At 71.3% G+C, this 15,768-nt stretch carries 17 protein-coding genes; 3 read left to right on the top strand and 14 right to left on the bottom strand.

Features of this window, described 5'->3' with window-relative positions:
• The first annotated feature begins 12 nt into the window (after nucleotides 1–12).
• A complete protein-coding gene (queA, locus tag VFR90_RS05175; protein ID WP_326405010.1) occupies nucleotides 13–1,098 on the top strand; it encodes a tRNA preQ1(34) S-adenosylmethionine ribosyltransferase-isomerase QueA in 1,086 nt (361 codons plus the stop codon).
• On the opposite strand, the gene VFR90_RS05180 is transcribed toward queA, so the two are convergent.
• The 6 genes from VFR90_RS05180 to VFR90_RS05205 form a co-directional block, all read right to left on the bottom strand.
• Entirely contained in the window at nucleotides 1,076–1,789 is a 714-nt protein-coding gene (locus VFR90_RS05180; protein ID WP_326405011.1) for a potassium channel family protein, read from the bottom strand. The genes queA and VFR90_RS05180 overlap by 23 nt on opposite strands.
• 75 nt (nucleotides 1,790–1,864) lie before the next feature.
• Nucleotides 1,865–2,566 (bottom strand): Fe2+-dependent dioxygenase, encoded by a 702-nt coding sequence (locus VFR90_RS05185; protein ID WP_326405013.1) that lies wholly within the window; start codon nucleotides 2,564–2,566, stop codon nucleotides 1,865–1,867.
• 19 nt (nucleotides 2,567–2,585) lie between these two features.
• On the bottom strand, nucleotides 2,586–4,928 hold the full coding sequence (locus VFR90_RS05190) for a TonB-dependent receptor (protein ID WP_326405014.1): 2,343 nt from the start codon (nucleotides 4,926–4,928) through the stop codon (nucleotides 2,586–2,588).
• A gap of 169 nt (nucleotides 4,929–5,097) precedes the next feature.
• On the bottom strand, nucleotides 5,098–5,517 hold the full coding sequence (locus tag VFR90_RS05195; protein ID WP_326405015.1) for an ExbD/TolR family protein: 420 nt from the start codon (nucleotides 5,515–5,517) through the stop codon (nucleotides 5,098–5,100).
• Nucleotides 5,518–5,531: 14 nt separating this feature from the next.
• On the bottom strand, nucleotides 5,532–6,290 hold the full coding sequence (locus VFR90_RS05200; protein ID WP_326405016.1) for a MotA/TolQ/ExbB proton channel family protein: 759 nt from the start codon (nucleotides 6,288–6,290) through the stop codon (nucleotides 5,532–5,534).
• Nucleotides 6,291–6,292: 2 nt separating this feature from the next.
• Nucleotides 6,293–7,003, bottom strand: a complete 711-nt coding sequence (locus tag VFR90_RS05205; protein WP_326405017.1) for an energy transducer TonB — start codon at nucleotides 7,001–7,003, stop codon at nucleotides 6,293–6,295.
• Between the two features lie 155 nt (nucleotides 7,004–7,158).
• Between VFR90_RS05205 and tgt the strand changes: the two genes are divergently transcribed.
• The gene (tgt, locus tag VFR90_RS05210; RefSeq protein ID WP_326405019.1) at nucleotides 7,159–8,340 is read left to right on the top strand and encodes a tRNA guanosine(34) transglycosylase Tgt; all 1,182 of its coding nucleotides are present in this window, start codon (nucleotides 7,159–7,161) and stop codon (nucleotides 8,338–8,340) included.
• A 19-nt stretch (nucleotides 8,341–8,359) separates the two neighbouring features.
• On the opposite strand, the gene VFR90_RS05215 is transcribed toward tgt, so the two are convergent.
• From VFR90_RS05215 to VFR90_RS05235, 5 genes are read right to left on the bottom strand one after another with little or no spacing between them, the layout of a single operon-like run.
• Nucleotides 8,360–10,300 (bottom strand): MFS transporter, encoded by a 1,941-nt coding sequence (locus VFR90_RS05215; protein WP_326405020.1) that lies wholly within the window; start codon nucleotides 10,298–10,300, stop codon nucleotides 8,360–8,362.
• Between the two features lie 29 nt (nucleotides 10,301–10,329).
• Complete coding sequence (locus tag VFR90_RS05220; RefSeq protein WP_326405022.1) at nucleotides 10,330–11,610, bottom strand: amidohydrolase family protein; 1,281 nt, start codon at nucleotides 11,608–11,610, stop codon at nucleotides 10,330–10,332.
• The gene (locus tag VFR90_RS05225; RefSeq protein ID WP_326405023.1) at nucleotides 11,607–12,386 is read right to left on the bottom strand and encodes a DUF2145 domain-containing protein; all 780 of its coding nucleotides are present in this window, start codon (nucleotides 12,384–12,386) and stop codon (nucleotides 11,607–11,609) included. Before VFR90_RS05225 ends, VFR90_RS05220 begins: the two co-directional genes overlap by 4 nt.
• Nucleotides 12,386–12,805, bottom strand: a complete 420-nt coding sequence (locus VFR90_RS05230) for a hypothetical protein (protein ID WP_326405024.1) — start codon at nucleotides 12,803–12,805, stop codon at nucleotides 12,386–12,388. The genes VFR90_RS05225 and VFR90_RS05230 overlap by 1 nt, the downstream gene beginning before the upstream one ends.
• A gap of 26 nt (nucleotides 12,806–12,831) precedes the next feature.
• Nucleotides 12,832–13,293 carry a YiaA/YiaB family inner membrane protein gene (locus tag VFR90_RS05235; RefSeq protein WP_326405025.1) on the bottom strand — a complete coding sequence of 154 codons (462 nt, stop codon included), beginning with the start codon at nucleotides 13,291–13,293 and terminating at the stop codon, nucleotides 12,832–12,834.
• 125 nt (nucleotides 13,294–13,418) lie between these two features.
• Here VFR90_RS05235 and VFR90_RS05240 point away from each other — a divergent pair, with 125 nt between their 5' ends.
• Nucleotides 13,419–14,150, top strand: coding sequence for a helix-turn-helix domain-containing protein (locus VFR90_RS05240; RefSeq protein WP_326405026.1), 732 nt, complete (start codon nucleotides 13,419–13,421; stop codon nucleotides 14,148–14,150).
• A gap of 6 nt (nucleotides 14,151–14,156) precedes the next feature.
• On the opposite strand, the gene VFR90_RS05245 is transcribed toward VFR90_RS05240, so the two are convergent.
• From VFR90_RS05245 to VFR90_RS05255, 3 genes are all read right to left on the bottom strand, one after another.
• Complete coding sequence (locus VFR90_RS05245) at nucleotides 14,157–14,558, bottom strand: DUF2917 domain-containing protein (RefSeq protein WP_326405027.1); 402 nt, start codon at nucleotides 14,556–14,558, stop codon at nucleotides 14,157–14,159.
• Nucleotides 14,559–14,660: 102 nt separating this feature from the next.
• On the bottom strand, nucleotides 14,661–15,485 hold the full coding sequence (locus tag VFR90_RS05250; protein ID WP_326405028.1) for a class I SAM-dependent methyltransferase: 825 nt from the start codon (nucleotides 15,483–15,485) through the stop codon (nucleotides 14,661–14,663).
• 35 nt (nucleotides 15,486–15,520) lie between these two features.
• Nucleotides 15,521–15,751, bottom strand: coding sequence for a hypothetical protein (locus VFR90_RS05255; RefSeq protein WP_326405029.1), 231 nt, complete (start codon nucleotides 15,749–15,751; stop codon nucleotides 15,521–15,523).
• Nucleotides 15,752–15,768: the final 17 nt, after the last annotated feature.

Consider the following 15,768-nt stretch of genomic DNA (forward strand, 5'->3'; position numbering starts at 1 on the left):
ATTCTGGCCTTCATGCCTGCGCCTTCCTGCCTGCCTTCGCTGCACGTCGACGACTTCGACTTCGCGCTGCCCGCCGAGCTGATCGCCCAGCACCCGCTCGCCGAGCGCAGCGACTCGCGGCTGCTCGACGGGTGCGGCGACGCGCCGGTCGATCGCCGCTTCACCGAGCTGCCCGCCCTGCTCGACGCCCGCGACCTGCTGGTCTTCAACGACACGCAGGTGATCAAGGCGCGGCTCTACGGCCGCAAGGCGAGCGGCGGCGCGGTCGAGCTGCTGGTCGAGCGGGTGATCGCGAGCGCGGGCGAGGCTCGGCACGAGGTCTGGGCGCACCTGCGCGCGAGCAAGTCGCCGAAGGCCGGCGCGGTGCTGCGGCTCGCCGAGAGCTTCGACGCCGAAGTGCTGGGCCGCGCCGGGCCGGACGATGCGCTGTTCCGACTGCGCTTTCCCGACGATCCCTTCGTGCTGCTCGCCCGCCACGGGCACGTGCCGCTGCCGCCGTACATCACGCACGACGCCGACGCGAGCGACGAGCGCCGCTACCAGACGGTCTTCGCGAAGCACCCCGGCGCGGTCGCGGCGCCGACCGCGGCACTGCACTTCGACGCGGCGCTGCTCGGCGCGCTCGATGCGCGCGGCATCGCGCGCGCGAGCGTCACGCTGCACGTCGGCGCCGGCACCTTCCAGCCGGTGCGCGTCGCCTCGCTCGCCGACCACCGGATGCACAGCGAATGGTTCGAGGTGCCGGCGGCCACGGTCGCGGCGATCGAGGCCGCGCGCGCGCGCGGCGGCCGCGTCGTCGCGATCGGCACCACCACGCTGCGCGCGCTGGAATCAGCTGCGCTTGGCGGCGGCTTGCGAGCCGGCGCGCGCGAGACCGACCTCTTCGTCACGCCGGGCTTCGAGTTCCGCGTGGTCGACGCGCTGCTCACCAACTTCCACCTGCCGAAGAGCACGCTGCTGATGCTCGTCAGCGCCTTCGCGGGCTTCGAGCGCATCCGCTCGCTCTACGCGCATGCGATTTCGCAGCGCTACCGCTTCTTCAGCTACGGCGACGCGATGCTGCTCGCGAGGGCGGTCACTTCTTCTGCAGCGTCATGACCGACACCAGCCAGCCCAGCAGCGCCACCGGGTAGAGCACGCCGATCAGCGCCTCCAGCATCGCCAGCGCGCGCGCGACCGGATGCAGCGGCGTGATGTCGCCGTAGCCGAGCGAGGTGAGCGTGACGAACGAGTAGTAGCCGAGCTTGGTGACGATCGTGCTGTAGTCGGCCGGCTGACCGAGCAGCAGGTAGGCGTGCTCGGTGTTCATCGCGACCAGCCGGTGCAGCTGCGCGAACATGAGCCCGATCAGCAGGAAGGCCGCGACCGCGCCGAGCACGCGGTGCACGTTGATGCGCCCTGGCGCCAGCGTGTAGGCCAGCGTGAGCCATCCCAGCACGCCGAGATTGATCGCGGCGAAGCTTGCATCGGCCTGCCGCACGTCGGCATCGGGCAGCCACACGTTGGCCAGGCGCAGGCCCGCGGTGACGGCCGCGGTGCCGATGAACAGCCGCCCGGGCAGCGTCTCGTCGGCGAGGATCCACACGCCCACCGACAGCCCGGCGACGAAGACGATGTCGGCGACATGGCGGCCGACCCAGCCGATCTCCACCAGCGGCGGCATCAGCACGATCTCGGCGAGCAGCAACAGCGTCAGCACGGTGAGGCTGCGGTCGGTGACCTGCTGCTGCGTGATGCGCCGCCAGACGGCGGCGGGCGTGGCGGCGAGCGGGTTCAGCGGTGGCGGCACGCAGCGAGGATAGCGGCGCGGTCGTGCCGATCGGGGCGCCCCTCGAGCGGAGCAGCGAAGCTGCAACGGGGCGGTTCATGTCTCCGCCCACATGCGCAGGAGGTTGTGGTACGTGCCGGTCAGGCCGACGATGGTCTCGGTGTCGCCATGCGCCTCGCGCAACGCGAGGATCTGCATGTCGAGTTCGTAGAGCAGCCGCCGCTGGTCGTCGCGGCGCACCATGCTTTCGATCCAGAAGAAGCTCGCGAGCCGCGAGCCGCGCGTCACCGGCTCGACGCGGTGGACGGTGCTCGCCGGGTACAGCAGCAGGTCGCCGGCCGGCAGCTTGACGCGCTGGCTGCCGACCGAAGGCTCGGGCGATTCGATCACCAGCTCGCCGCCGTCGTAGCTGTCGGGCTCGGCGAGAAACAGCGTGCAGGAGATGTCGGTGCGCACCCGGCCGCCACGCATCGCGCCGTGCTGCACCAGGCGCACCGCGTTGTCGATGTGGTTGCCGAACTGGTTGGCCGCGTCGGCGTAGCGGTTGAACATCGGCGGGAAGACCTTCTTCGGCAGCGCGGCGGTGAAGAACAACAGGCTGGCTGCCAGCGCATCGATCACGATCTGCTGAAGCTGCTGCGTGGCCGGGTGGCCCTCGGGCAACTGCTCGTTGTGCTTCACCTGCGCCGATTGCGTGCCCGCGGTGACGCGGCCATCGCTCCAGGGCGCCTCGGCCAGCAGCGAGCGCGCTCGCGCGAGCTGAGCGGCGTCGAGCACCTCGGGGATGTGCAGCAGCATGGTGCGGGCGCGGGCGCGGTCAGAACTTGAAGTTGCCGGTCACCGCCACGGTACGCCCGGGACCGGGCACGTAGTGGACGCGGTACACGCCATCGGCGTAGAGCTTGTCGGTCACGTTGCTGACGTTGAGCTTGTAGGTGAGCTGGTCGTTGGCCTTGAACTCGGCCATCACGTCGCCGGTGACGTAGCGCGGCACGTCGAAGGGCACCATCGCGCCGACCGGCGAGACGCCCGAGCGGGCATTCACGCCGGCGCCGGCGCGCCACTTCGGCGAGAACTGGTAGGTGGTCCAGATCGTTCCCGAATGCCGCGGCGTGAGCGCCGGCCGCGCGCCCTGCGGCTCGGCGTTCGCGACGGCCACGTCGATCGTCGCGTTCGGGATCCAGGCATAGGAGCCGAAGACCTCCCAGTTCGGCGTGATGCGCCCGGTCAGGTCCAACTCGAAACCGGATGCGTGCCGCTTGCCCGACAGCGTGGTCAGGTTGATCAGCGGGTCGGTGTTGCGCTCGTTGAGCTTGGTGGTGCGGAAGATCGCGGCGCGCGCGGTGAAGTTGCCGTCGGCCGAGTTGGCCCGTGCGCCCAGCTCGACGTTGATCGACTGCTCCGGCGGCGTGTCCACGTTGCTGGCCGACAAGGCATAGGCGTCGCCGGAGGTGTTGAACGACGTCGCGCCCGAGAGGTGGAAGGACAGCCGCTCGCTCGGCTGGAACAGCAGCGCGAGCCGACGGCTCACCTCACTGACGTTCATGCGGTAGCTGGTGCGCGTGTCGGGCGTGGCCGAGCCGGTGAAGGCGTAGCTGTCGTAGTCGCCGGTCAGGTAGTCGTAGCGCAGGCCGGCGAGCAGCTTCCAGTTCGGGATGAACTCGATCAGGTCCTGCACGTAGACGCCGCCGGCGCGGCTTTCGTACTCGTTGCCCAGGCGGAACGAACGCAGCGACTCGTTCACCGAGGCGCCGTCGTCGGGTGTGCCGACGGTGGTGTTGGGTTTGGGCGGCACGACGCCGCCCTGCGCCGCATTGCGCGCCTGGTAGACCTGCTTGCGCTCGCGCGTCAGGTCGATGCCGGCTTGCAGCTCATGCGTCATGCCGAGAAGTTTGAACGCGCCGCTGTAGTCGCTCTGCACGATCAGCGTCTGCATGTCCTGCACCTTGGGCTGGAAGCCGCGGGTGAACACGGTGTTCGGGCCGAAGGTCTCCAGGCTCGCCGGCACACCGCCAGGCTGCGCCGTGGCGGCGGCGAAGCGCACGGTGCTGGCGCGCTGGTCGCGCGTGAAGTCGCCGTAGCGGACCTTGGTGGTGATCTCCTGCCCGCGCGCCAGCCGCCAGGTGTGCGAGAGCGAGACGATGCCGGCCGTGCCGTCGTTGCGGTCGCTCGCCAGGCCGTAGTAGGCGTCGGGCTCGAGCGGCAGCAACCGACTCGCAGGCGGGCGCACGCCGTTCGGCAAGCTCGCTTCGGCGGTGCTGCGGAAGGCGTACGGCAGTCCGTAATTGATGCCGTTGTCGTTGTCCAGGTAGTACAGCGTCGCGGCGAACTCGTGGCGCTCGCCGATGCCGGTGCGCCAGGCCAGCGCGACGCCGCGCTTGTTCAGCGAGGAGCCGGCGCCGTTGTTGTCGGCCTTGGTGAACATCGTGCCCACGCGCACCGCGCTCGATTCCCCGAGCTTCACGTTGAAGTCGCCGACGGTGCGCACGTAGCTGCCGCTGCCGACCGTGACATCGACCTGCTTCTCGGTCATCAGGTAGGGCTGCTTGGTCACCTGGTTCACCGCGCCGCCGGTCGAGCCGCGGCCGAACAGCAGGCCGGCCGATCCGCGCAGCAGCTCGATGCGATCGAGGAAGAAAGTGTCGCGGTCGTAGAAGGCCGGGTCGCGCAGGCCGTCGATGAAGACGTCGCCGGTGGTCTGCAGCGCGAAACCCCGCAGGCGGATGTCTTCCTCGCCGCCTTCGGCCGCCTGGAAGGTGATGCCGGCGGTGTTGCGCAGCACGTCCTTCATCGTGTCGAGGTTGCGGTCGTCGATCAGCTTCTCGGTCACGACGGTGATCGACTGCGGGATGTCGCGCAGCTCCTGCTCGCCCTTGCCGATGCGGGTGCGCTTGGTCTGGTAGTCGTCCTTGCCCTGCCGCTCGACCTCGGCCTTCGCCCTGACGACCGGCATCACCGGCGCCGCGTCGCCGGAAGCTTCGGCGGCAGGTGCGGCTGCGGCAGCCGAGGCAGCCGCCGCCGGCGCCGACACCTTGGCCGGCGCCACGGCCTGCGCCGAAGCCAGCCCCTGCGCGAGGCCGAAGCCCGCGGCCAGCGCGCCGAGCGGCGCGAGCTTGAAACGCCGCGCGCGCGCGGCCGGGGTCGATGGGGCGTATGTCATGCCAGGTCCTCGAGTGATAAGCGGGAAGACGGCCGGTCCGTGGCTGGCATGACAAGCGCCGCTTCGAAGCGGCCGGCGCGCGATGGAAGCGCGCTGCTGGCGGGAGCAGTCCGGGAGGAACGAAGAAAGGAGGAAAGCGGGGCGAGCGAGGCGCACGCCGCCGCGGCGATCAATTCGCCTCCGGCTCGCTGACGAAGCCGAGCTTGTGCAGCCCGGCCTTCGAGGCGTCGGCGATCGTCTCGGCGACGAAGCGGTAGGCGACCGACTGGTCGGCCTTCAGGTGCACCTCGGGCTGCGGCTCGCGCCGGCCCTCGGCGAGGAAACGTTCGGCCGCGGCCTCGCGCGTGATCGGCTCGCCGTTCCAGAAGCGCTCGCCGGCCGCGTCGATCGCGAGCTCGATCTTGTCGGGCTTGAGCTCGTTGACCTGGCTGCTGGCCTTCGGCAGCTCGAGCTTGACCGCATGCGTGAGCAGCGGCGCGGTGACGATGAAGATCACCAGCAGCACCAGCATCACGTCGATCAGCGGGACCATGTTGATGTCGGAGACCGGCTGCGCGGTGCTCTTGCGGTCGAAGGAGGCGAAGGCCATCGGCGCCCCTTCGCTCAGGCCGCCGCCGGCTTGGCCGCGGCGAGCGGGCGGACGTTGGCGCCGTCCCTGCGCGAGCCCGCCTCGCCCATCGTGCTGCCCATCGACAGGAAGGTCATCAGCTCGAAGGCGAAGGCGTCGAGCTTGGCGTTAAGCACGCGGTTGCTGCGGGTGAAGGCGTTGTAGGCCACCACCGCGGGGATCGCGACCGCGAGGCCGATGCCGGTCATGATCAGCGCCTCGCCGACGGGGCCGGCAACCTTGTCGAGCGTGCCGCTGCCGCTCATGCCGATGGCGACGAGCGCGTGGTAGACCCCCCAGACGGTGCCGAACAGGCCGACGAAGGGCGCGGTCGCGCCGATGGTGGCGAGCCAGGTGAGGCCGTTCTCCATCTTGGTGGTCTCCTCGTCGAGCACCTTCTTGATCGTGCGGGTGACGAAGTCCTGCGCGCTGCCGGCTTCGCTCAGCTTGGCCGCGCCGTACTTGGCGTGGTGCACCTGCGCGTTCATCGCGTGCGCGGTCAGGTGCGCGAAGGGCTCGTGCACGCCGTGGGTGGTGATCTCGGCGCCCACCTCGTCGAGCGAGCGCGCGTTCCAGAAGAAGCCGAGGAACTTCTCGCTGCGCTGCTTGCGCACGAGGTGCGTGAGGCCCTTGACGGCGATCAGCACCCACGAGATGGCCGACATCGCCACCAGGATCGCGAGCAGCGTCTTGCCAACCACGTCGCTCTGCGCGATGAAGTGGGCGAAGCCCAGGGAGGTGGATGCGTCGGGCATGGCTATCTCTCCAGTTCGAAGACGAGGGGCATCACGACCCAGAACGGCTGCGGCACGCCGTTCTCGGTGTAAGGCTTGAAGCGGGTCGCGCGCACGGTGGCGAGCGCGGAGTCGTCGAGGCGCGCGTGGCCCGACGACTGGGCGAGCGTCAGCTGGCGCGGCTGGCCTTCGCCGTCGACCAGCACGCGCACCAGCACGCGGCCGGATTCGCCGAGGCGCTTGGAGGTGCTCGGGTACACGAGCACCGGCGGCGTCAGGTAGGCGACCGAGGTGATCGCGATCGTCTTCGGCTGCGGCGGCGGGGCCGGCGGCGCGGGGGGCGCCGGCAGCGGCTCGATCACCACCGCCGGCGCCGGCGGCTCGGCCGGCGGGGGCGGCGCCTCGAACACCGGCGGCGCCGGCGTCGGCGCCGCGGTGACGATCGGCGGCGGTTTCTGCAGCTTGGGCTGCACGCGGGGCAGGGGCGGCGGTGGCGGTGGCGGCAGGGGCACCGGCGGCGCCGGCGGCGCGATCAGCTCGACCATCAAGGGCGCCATCTGCCCGACCGCGGTGCGCACCGACTCCACCTGCATCAGCCCCCAGCCGGCCGCCAGGTGCGCGGCGATCACGCCCAGCACCGCCAGCCGACGCGCGGCGGGCGGGAGCTCGTCGGCCAACACGGCCGGCAGCGGCGGTGCGGCGAACGCCCGCGTGGGCAAAACAGGAGAAGTCATCGGGACGATTGCGATCGAGGCGGACGGCACTGTAACGCTAATGCGAACGGTTCTTATTGACAGCAAGGACGTGAACGCGGCCGCACGCGCGGCGCGACGTAGCGGCGTGGCGCCGAGCGACTGCCCGCCGCGGAGCTGCTGGCGACAATCCCGCGATGCTTCGCTTTGAACTGCTCGCCACCGCAGGCCGCGCGCGCCGCGGCCGCCTGACGCTGAACCACGGCGTGGTCGAGACGCCGGTGTTCATGCCGGTCGGCACCTACGGCACGGTCAAGGGCGTGATGCCGCAGTCGCTGGAGGCGATGGGTGCCGAGATCATCCTGGGCAACACCTTCCACCTGTGGCTGCGCCCGGGGCTCGACGTGATGCGCCAGTTCGGCGGGCTGCACCGCTTCGAGGGCTGGCGCCGGCCCATCCTCACCGACAGCGGCGGCTTCCAGGTCTGGTCGCTCGGCGGCGCCGACGGCCGGGGCCGCAGGATCAGCGAGGAAGGCGTGCGCTTCGCCTCACCCGTCAACGGCGACAAGCTGCTGCTCACTCCCGAGGTGAGCATGCAGATCCAGACGGTGCTGAACAGCGACATCGTGATGCAGTTCGACGAATGCACGCCCTATTTCGTGACGTCGCACGCCGCCGGCGCCGACGGCGGCCACCTCACCACCGAGGCGGAAGCCCGCGCCTCGATGGAACTGAGCCTGCGCTGGGCGGCGCGCTGCCGCGACGAATTCGCGCGGCTCGACAACCCGAATGCGCTGTTCGGGATCGTGCAAGGCGGCATGTTCGAGAACCTGCGCGAGGCCTCGCTGGAGGGACTGGTCGGGCTCGACTTCCCCGGCTACGCGATCGGCGGCGTCAGCGTCGGCGAGCCGAAGGCCGAGATGCAGCGCATCGTCGAGCACACGCCGCACCGGCTGCCCGCGCACAAGCCGCGCTACCTGATGGGCGTCGGCACCCCGGAAGACCTGGTGCACGGCGTCGCGAACGGCGTCGATCTTTTCGACTGCGTGATGCCCACCCGCAACGCGCGCAACGGCCACCTCTTCACCCGCTACGGCGACCTGAAGATCCGCAACGCCCGCTTCAAGACCGACGAGCGGCCGATCGACGAGAGCTGCGCCTGCGCCGCCTGCGGCGCTGCAGGAACGTCCACCGGCTTCAGCCGCGCCTACCTGCATCACCTCGACCGCTGCGAAGAGATGCTCGGGCCGATGCTCGCGAGCATCCACAACCTGCACTACTACGTGAACCTGATGCGCGAGGTGCGCGAAGCGCTGGACGCGGGGCGGTTCGAGGCGTGGCGCGGGCAGTTCGCCCGCGACCGGGCGCGCGGGGTGTGAGCGCCCGAACGCACGCTCGCTAGCCGCCCAGCATCGCCGCCACCCGCGCCTGCAGGGCCTGCGGCGTCACCTGCGACGCCGGGATCGGCGCACCGGCCGTCATGCCGACCGGATTCCACAGCCCGCGCCGGAACGGCCGGGTCATCGCCGCGCCGCCGATGCGCGAGAAGAACGAGCCCCACAGCCCGTGCAGCGCGAGCGGCACCACCGGCACCGGGTGCGTCTCGAGGACCTTCATCACGCCGCCCTTGAAGGGCTGCAGCCGGCCGTCCTGGGTGATGCCGCCTTCGGGAAAGATGCACAGCAGCTCGCCCTCGTCGAGCACCTTGCGCGCTTCGGCGAAGGCGCGCTCGTAGGTCGCCGGGCTGTCCTTCTGCGGGGCGATCGGGATCGCCTTCGCGAGGCGGAAGATGGCGCCGAGCACCGGCGTCGCGAAGATGCGGTGGTCCATGATGAAGCGGATCGGCCGCGGGCTCGCCGCCATCAGCAGCAGCGCGTCGACGAAGCTGACGTGGTTGCACACGAGGATCGCGGCGCCTTCGGTCGGGATGTGCTCGTCGCCCTCGATGCGGAAGCGGTACATCAGCCGCGAGACGATCACCGAGAGGAAGCGCAGCAGGTACTCGGGCACCAGCAGGAAGATGTAGGCGGCGACGACCGCGTTCAGCAGCCCGGTCACCAGGAAGATCTGCGGGATCGTGAGGCCCGCGCCGAGCAGCGCGCCGGCCATCAGGCTGCTCGCGATCATGAACAGCGCGTTGAGGATGTTGTTGGCCGCGATGATCCGCGCGCGATGCGTCGGCGCGCTGCGCAGCTGGATCAGGGCGTACATCGGCACGCTGTAGAGCCCGGCGAACAGCGACAGGGCGAACAGGTCGGCCATCACGCGCCAGTGCCACGCGCCGCGGATGAACTCGCCGACGCCCGCTGTCGCGCCGGTGGGCGCGTGCCCGCGCGTCGCGAAGAACAGGTCGATCGCGAACACGCTCATGCCGATCGCGCCGAACGGCACCAGGCCGATCTCCACGTGCCTGCGGCTCAGCACCTCGCACAGCAGCGAGCCGATGCCGATGCCCACCGAGAACACCACCAGCAGCAAGGACGCGACGCGCTCGTCGCCGCCGAGCACGTCTTTCGCGAACGACGGGAACTGGCTCAGGAACACCGCGCCGAAGAACCACATCCACGAGATGCCGAGCAGCGAGCGGAAGACCACGACGTTGCGGTTCGCGAGCTGGAGGCTGCGCCAGGTCTCGCTGACCGGGTTCCAGTTGATGACAAGGCCTGGGTCGGTCGCCGGCGAATGCGGCACACGTTGCGCCGTCGCGCGGCCGAGCAGCGCCACGCCGAGGCAGGCGAAGGCGACCCAGTGCCGGCCGACCTCGGGCACCGCGATCAGCAGGCCGCCGATCACGTTGCCGAGCAGGATGGCGACGAACGTGCCCATCTCGACCATGCCGTTGCCGCCGGTCAGCTCGCGCTCGCTCAGGTGCTGCGGCAGGTAGGCGAACTTGACCGGGCCGAACAGCGTCGAGTGCAAGCCCATCAGCACCACGCAGGCCAGCAGCACCGGCACGTTCGCGACCCAAAAGCCCCAGGCCGCGAGCGCCATGATCGCGATCTCCAGCGTCTTGACGAAACGGATCACGCGCTCCTTGTCGAGCTTGTCGGCCAGCTGGCCGGCAGTCGCCGAGAACAACAGGAAGGGCGCGATGAACAGCGCGCCGATCACCAGCCCGGCCAGCGCCGGCGGCAGCCAGCTCACCTGCAGCTGGTAGGTGACCAGCACGGTGAAGGCGAACTTGAAGAGGTTGTCGTTGCCGGCGCCGAGGAACTGCGTCCAGAAAAAGGGCGCGAAGCGGCGCTGGCCGAGCAGCGCGAACTGGTTGGGATGCGGATGCGGCGCGGTGACGGCGACGACGCCGTCCGGACTCGCCGTGGTGCTCGGGCCTGCGCTCATCGCTGCTTCTCGTGATGGGGTTCGAGCGCTCATGCCGGCGCTCCGGGCGGGTCGCGTCGCAATGTAGCGGCGGGGCGCTCGAAGTGGCGGCGGGTCTCGAAGACGTTTGGCGCGAAGCGTGCACCCCTGCTGTCGCGCAGGCGGCGCTTGAGCGCGAGGTCGAACAGCAGCGGGCTGCGTTCGCGCAGTCGTTCGAGCGGCTGCACGTCGGCGTCGTCGAGCAAGTCGGCCGCGGCCAGCCGCGCCGGCGAGACCAGCAGCTTCACGCCGGGCAGCGGGTGATCGGAGCCGTGCAGCAGGCGCGCATGCCAATCGTCGCGGCGCACCAGCGTGCGCAGGACGCGCGCCGGGCGGTTGATCTGCGCGACCGCGGACACGTCGGCCAGCAGCCGATCGCGCCACGCCGGCTCGTCCATCAGCCGCGCGAAGAGATCGAAGGCGGCGACCTTCGGCGCGCCGGGCCGGTCGGTGTCGAGCGCCGAGCCGAGCGAGGCCGCATGCGCGACGACGACGCGCACGCCCTGCTCCAGCGGCACGCGCATCAGCAGCGGGTTGCCGAAGGCTTCGCGGTGCGCGCCGGGCACGGCCTTCTCTTCGCCGCAGTGGACGATCAACGGCAGGCCGAGCTTCGCGAGCCGGTCGTAGAACGGCCGGCAGCGCGCGTCGCGCGGATCGATGTTCATCGCGCTCGGCAGCCACTTCACGGCCAGCGCGCCGGTGCTTGCCGCGGCGTCGAGGCGTTCGACCGCGTCGTCGCGATACGGGTGGATCGAGGCGACCCACGCGAAGCGCTGCGGGTGCGCTGCGGCCACGCGTGCGGCGTACTCGTTCGGCACGTGGAAGGTCGTCCACTCGTCGCGCGGCCGGCCGGCGTCGTCGAGCGCTTCTTCGAACGCGAACAGCAGCCAGCGCGCGCCGGCCGGGAAGTCGGCGGCCAGGTGCAGCAGGCGCGCGACGTAGGCCTCGTCGATCGACGGCGCATCGGCCGCGACGCCGGCGGCATCGAGGATCACGCGGCGGCGCAGCCAGTCCTGCGGGTGCCACCACTGCTGCATCGCGGGGTGGACGCGGCAGCCCGAGCCGGCATCGCCGGTGCCGAGCAGGTGGGCGTGCGCGTCCCACAGCGCACCGGCCTCGATGCCGTCGAACGCGGCGTGCACGAGGTCGCGCAGCGACGACGACGCCAGGCCCTGCGGCGCCTGCTCGATGCCCTCCCCGTTCGCCGCGGCGAGCCCGGTGAACAGCCCCATCGCCATGCCGACGCCGCAGCACAGCAGATGGCGGCGCGACATCAAGGTCGTCTCGTTCATCGCAGCACCTCCACGCGAGCGGCGAGCCCGCTGCGTTCGAGCCATGCGAACACCGAGTCGGCGGTCACCGTCTCGATGCGATCGCTGTAGCGCTTGGCCGCGGGATGATCGTCGAAGGCGACGTTGGCGGCGCTCACGCGCGCGCCGAGCCGCGTCAGCGCGTCGATGCGCAGCACGCCCGGCTCGTAGCCCTTGAACTGCAGCCATGCCTGCGCGCGTTCGCGACTCGATGCGCCCGGCTCCTGGCTCAGCGCAAGTTCCTCGATCGCCCACTGGTTGCTCTGCTGATACCGCTGCGCCCAGGGGTAGGCGACCATGCTGTAGGCCGGCGTGTCGAGTTGCGCGAGCCGTGCGTTGTCGCGAAGGATCGGCAGGAGCCTGGTCTGCACCTCGGGCGCGAGCACCGCGATGCCGGCCTCGTAGCGATGCAGGTCGTCGAGGAAGAACTCGCCGAGGCCCTGCCGGTACAGCGAGCCGCGGGCGCTGCCGCACTGGTTGAGCTTGTGGGCGACGCGCCACCTGTCGCCGTCCTTGTAGGCGAAGCCGAGATGCGACCATCGCAGGCCCCAGCGGCCCAGGTCCTGGCCGTTGCGGGCGATCACGACGACCTGCGCGCCGCTCGCGTCGAGCCGCTGCGCGGTGCGCTCGGCGAGCGTCATCGCGCGCTGCACGCTCACCGCGGTCGGCGGCTTCGCCTCGCAGGAGCGGCCGGCGTGGGCCGGGCCGATCAGCGCGGCCGCGAGCGCGGCGGCGACGAACATGTGCCGCGCGCTCATCACCACGTCACCCGCTCGTTGTGCAGCAGCGCCTTGCCGATCTCGTTCGGGATGTAGGCGATCGCCTGGCCCGCGGCCGACAGGACCCAGCCCGCGCTGAACGCGGTGACGACGACCGCCGTGCCCGCGATCACCGACACGCCGCCCACCGCGGCGGCGCTCAGCGTGACGCTGGCCCGCGCGCCGTCGGAGGCGCGCTCCAGCACCCACACCGTGCCGGCGGTCGAGGCATCGACCGCGACCACCGTCAGCACGGCACCGGCCGAAAGGATCACCTCCGGCGCGGCCACCGACACCGCCACCGGCAGCATCGACAGCGCACTCGCCTCCGACGCGCCGGTCGGATGCGCGTGGCTGGTGGTCATCACGCCCATCGCCAACGCGGCAGCGAGCAGGGTCTTCGTGATCGAACGCTTCATGGTTGTGCTCCTGTCGAGTCGCGACATCACTCGACCTGCTGCGCGGCGCGCATCGACACGCCTTCACGTCGTGCCTCGGCCAGCGCCGCTTCGTGCGCATCGCGCAGCGTCTTCGCCAGCGTGAAGACGGTCGAGATCAGGAACAGCCAGCTCACGCCGAGGTAGGCCTTGTAGGTCGGGTTCACCTCCATGCGCCACAGGCCCCAGGCGGTGAGGCTCATCGCGAGCGCGAAGCCACCCCAGACGACGAGGCCCCACATCGGCGTGTCGGTGCGCCGGGCTTCGTTGTCGCGCACGTACTTCGACAGCGCGAATGCGGTGCTCAGGCAGAACACGTAGCCCATCACCATGAAGGCGCGGTCGAGGTCCTGCCCCGGCAGCCAGGCCAGTCCGGTCGCGCACAGCGTGGCGGCGAGACCGAAGGAGGTCCACACCTGCGCCTTCCAGGCCTTGGTGTCATGACGGATCGGGGCGGCGGCGGCTTGCATGAAGTCCTCTCGAAAGCTGTTGAAGAGGCTCCACTGTTCCGGCCGCACCGCGGTTCGCCCATCGCCATGAGGAGCGTGGCACCGCGTGCGCCGCTCGGTAGCGCGTGGCGATACTCGCGGCCGAGATGAGCAGCAGCCTCGACCTGATCACCGCGCTGAAGGCCGAGCTGAAGGCCGCGCAGCTGACCTACGCCGACCTCGCCGATGCGCTCGGCATGAGCGAGTCGAGCATCAAGCGCATGTTCGCCAAGGCCGACATGCCGCTGTCGCGCATCGACGACGTGCTGCGCGTGCTGAAGCTCGACTTCGCCGACCTCGCCCGCCGCATCGCCGAGGCGCAGCCGCTGCGCGAGGAACTGACGCTCGAACAGGAGCGCGCGGTGGTCGCCGACCGCAAGCTGCTGCTGATGGCGATCTGCGTGCTGAGCCTGTGGAGCGTCGAGCAGATCGTCGCGACCTACCGGATCGAGCCGGCCGAGTGCGAGGCCTACCTGAAGGTGCTCGACCGCCTCGGCATCGTCGAGCAGCGCGACGCGACGCGCTACCGGCTCAAGCTCGCGAAGACCTTCCGCTGGCGCCCCGACGGCCCGGTGATGGGCTTCTTCCGCGCGCAGGTGGTGGACGACTACTTCGCCGGCGGCTTCGACGGCGCGAACGAGACGCTGATGCTGGTGCACGGCCAGGTCGCGCCGGCCGCCGCGCGCGGCTTCGTCGAGCGGCTGCAGCGCATCGGGCAGGACCTGGCCCAGCAGCACCTCGCCGACCAACGCCTCGACGCCGGCGAGCGCCAGCCGGTGACGCTGCTCGTCGGCCTGCGCGCGTGGTGGTTCGCGGCGCTGCTCGAGCTGCGGCGCTGAAGCGCCTCAGGCCAGCGCCGCGCCGGCCAGCCGCAGCGAGATCGTCACCACCGGCCACCGCGCCAGCTCGGCGATCCCCTCGAACAACACGAAGGTCGCGCAGGCCGCGACGGCACCGGCACCGATGCGCGCGGCGCGGCCCGGCGCGGGCAGCGGCCGCGCGCGCGCCGGCCTGCGGCGGCGCAGGCTGACGACCGCCGGCCGCAGCGCCTCGACGAGCGTGCGGCCCGGCCGCTCGATCGTGAAGCGCTGGCCGGCTTCGAGCACGATGTCGCGCTGGTCGCCGTGCTGCGTGACCCAGAGGCGGCCGTCGTGGCATTCGAGGACGGCGCCTTCGGCTTCGTCGGCGTGCAGCAGCGCATGCGACGCCGGATCGAGGCGGGCGCGGGTGATGTCGGCACGGCTCATCGCAGCCTCCACGAGACGGTGCGAAGCGGCCGCGGCCAGGCGTTGCGGCGCCCCGCGCGCGAGCGCAGCCGTCGCACCAGGCGGGTGAACAGGTCGGTCATCTCAGATCTCCTTCTTCGCCGCCGAGACGACGACGATCTCGCCCGGCACGCGAAAGCGCGCGCCGAGCCGCCAGGGCTCGATCGAGCCGAGGTAGCGCTCGCAGGCGCGCTCGCGCGCCTGCGGCGAAAAGCGCGACCAGGCCAGCGCCACCGGGCCGCCGCTGAAGGCGGCGTCGCAGGCCTCGGCGCCGCTGGCGTAGTCGAGCGTGATGTCGATGCGCTCGAGCCGCACGCTCGCGAAGCCGGCGTCGGTGCAGGCGCGCGCGAGGGCGTCGCGCGCGCCGAGCCGGAAGAACAGCGGGCAGACGTCGCTCACCACCTCCGCATCGACGATCCCGAACACCGACGCCCAGGCGCAGCGCGAGCGCTCGCCCCACACCGCCGCGACGAAGCGGCCGCCGGGGCGCAGCACGCGGTGCGCCTCGCGCAGCGCGCGTTCCGGCTCGGGCATGTACATCAGGCCGAGCGAGCACAGCACCGCGTCGAAGCCGGCGTCGGCCAGCGTCAGCGCTTCGCCGTCCATGCGCGCGGCGTCGAAGCCAGCGAGGCCCAGCGCCCGCGCGCGGTCGCGCGCCGCATCGACCATGCGCTCGGCGAGATCGGTGGCGAGCACCCACCCGCCCGCGCCGACCGCATGCGCGGCCGCCAGGCTCAGCTGGCCGCTGCCGCAGGCCACGTCGAGCACCCGCTCGCCGGGCGCGAGCGCGGCCGCCGCGAGCACCGCGCGATGCGCCGGCGCGAGCTGCCCGCCCCACAGCCGCTGGTAGCCGCCGGAGGCGAGGTCCCAGCCGTGGCGTTGCACGCGGCGTTGCAGGCGGGCGTCCATGTCGATGCCGAGTGGCGGCGATCCGCGGCCGGCCGTCAGGGCCGCCGCGCGAACTGCGCCGGGCTGCAGCCGCCGCGGCCTTCGGGCGTGCCCAGGCCGAGCTCGCGCGCGGGGTTCAGCTCGCGCGGGTCGTCGGTGCAGGCCGCTGCCCACAACGCGCGCTCGGCGCCCGGCTCGGCGGGCATCGGCCCGTGGGCCATCAGCGCCTGGCAGCCGGCGAGCAGGACGCTGGCGGCAACGGTGAGGAAAAAACCTTGGCTGTCCATCGTGGACTCCTCGCGAA

The organism is Methylibium sp., from assembly GCF_035762065.1.
GTDB lineage: Bacteria > Pseudomonadota > Gammaproteobacteria > Burkholderiales > Burkholderiaceae_C > Methylibium.

Excerpts from the sequence above, each read along its gene's own strand:
- queA (WP_326405010.1), top strand. The coding sequence starts at position 13 with ATGCCTGCGCCTTCCTGCCTGCCTTCGCTGCACGTCGACGACTTCGAC.
- VFR90_RS05185 (WP_326405013.1), bottom strand. The coding sequence starts at position 2,566 with ATGCTGCTGCACATCCCCGAGGTGCTCGACGCCGCTCAGCTCGCGCGA.
- VFR90_RS05190 (WP_326405014.1), bottom strand. The coding sequence starts at position 4,928 with ATGACATACGCCCCATCGACCCCGGCCGCGCGCGCGCGGCGTTTCAAG.
- VFR90_RS05195 (WP_326405015.1), bottom strand. The coding sequence starts at position 5,517 with ATGGCCTTCGCCTCCTTCGACCGCAAGAGCACCGCGCAGCCGGTCTCC.
- VFR90_RS05200 (WP_326405016.1), bottom strand. The coding sequence starts at position 6,290 with ATGCCCGACGCATCCACCTCCCTGGGCTTCGCCCACTTCATCGCGCAG.
- VFR90_RS05205 (WP_326405017.1), bottom strand. The coding sequence starts at position 7,003 with ATGACTTCTCCTGTTTTGCCCACGCGGGCGTTCGCCGCACCGCCGCTG.
- tgt (WP_326405019.1), top strand. The coding sequence starts at position 7,159 with ATGCTTCGCTTTGAACTGCTCGCCACCGCAGGCCGCGCGCGCCGCGGC.
- VFR90_RS05215 (WP_326405020.1), bottom strand. The coding sequence starts at position 10,300 with ATGAGCGCAGGCCCGAGCACCACGGCGAGTCCGGACGGCGTCGTCGCC.
- VFR90_RS05220 (WP_326405022.1), bottom strand. The coding sequence starts at position 11,610 with ATGAACGAGACGACCTTGATGTCGCGCCGCCATCTGCTGTGCTGCGGC.
- VFR90_RS05225 (WP_326405023.1), bottom strand. The coding sequence starts at position 12,386 with ATGAGCGCGCGGCACATGTTCGTCGCCGCCGCGCTCGCGGCCGCGCTG.
- VFR90_RS05230 (WP_326405024.1), bottom strand. The coding sequence starts at position 12,805 with ATGAAGCGTTCGATCACGAAGACCCTGCTCGCTGCCGCGTTGGCGATG.
- VFR90_RS05235 (WP_326405025.1), bottom strand. The coding sequence starts at position 13,293 with ATGCAAGCCGCCGCCGCCCCGATCCGTCATGACACCAAGGCCTGGAAG.
- VFR90_RS05240 (WP_326405026.1), top strand. The coding sequence starts at position 13,419 with ATGAGCAGCAGCCTCGACCTGATCACCGCGCTGAAGGCCGAGCTGAAG.
- VFR90_RS05245 (WP_326405027.1), bottom strand. The coding sequence starts at position 14,558 with ATGAGCCGTGCCGACATCACCCGCGCCCGCCTCGATCCGGCGTCGCAT.
- VFR90_RS05250 (WP_326405028.1), bottom strand. The coding sequence starts at position 15,485 with ATGGACGCCCGCCTGCAACGCCGCGTGCAACGCCACGGCTGGGACCTC.
- VFR90_RS05255 (WP_326405029.1), bottom strand. The coding sequence starts at position 15,751 with ATGGACAGCCAAGGTTTTTTCCTCACCGTTGCCGCCAGCGTCCTGCTC.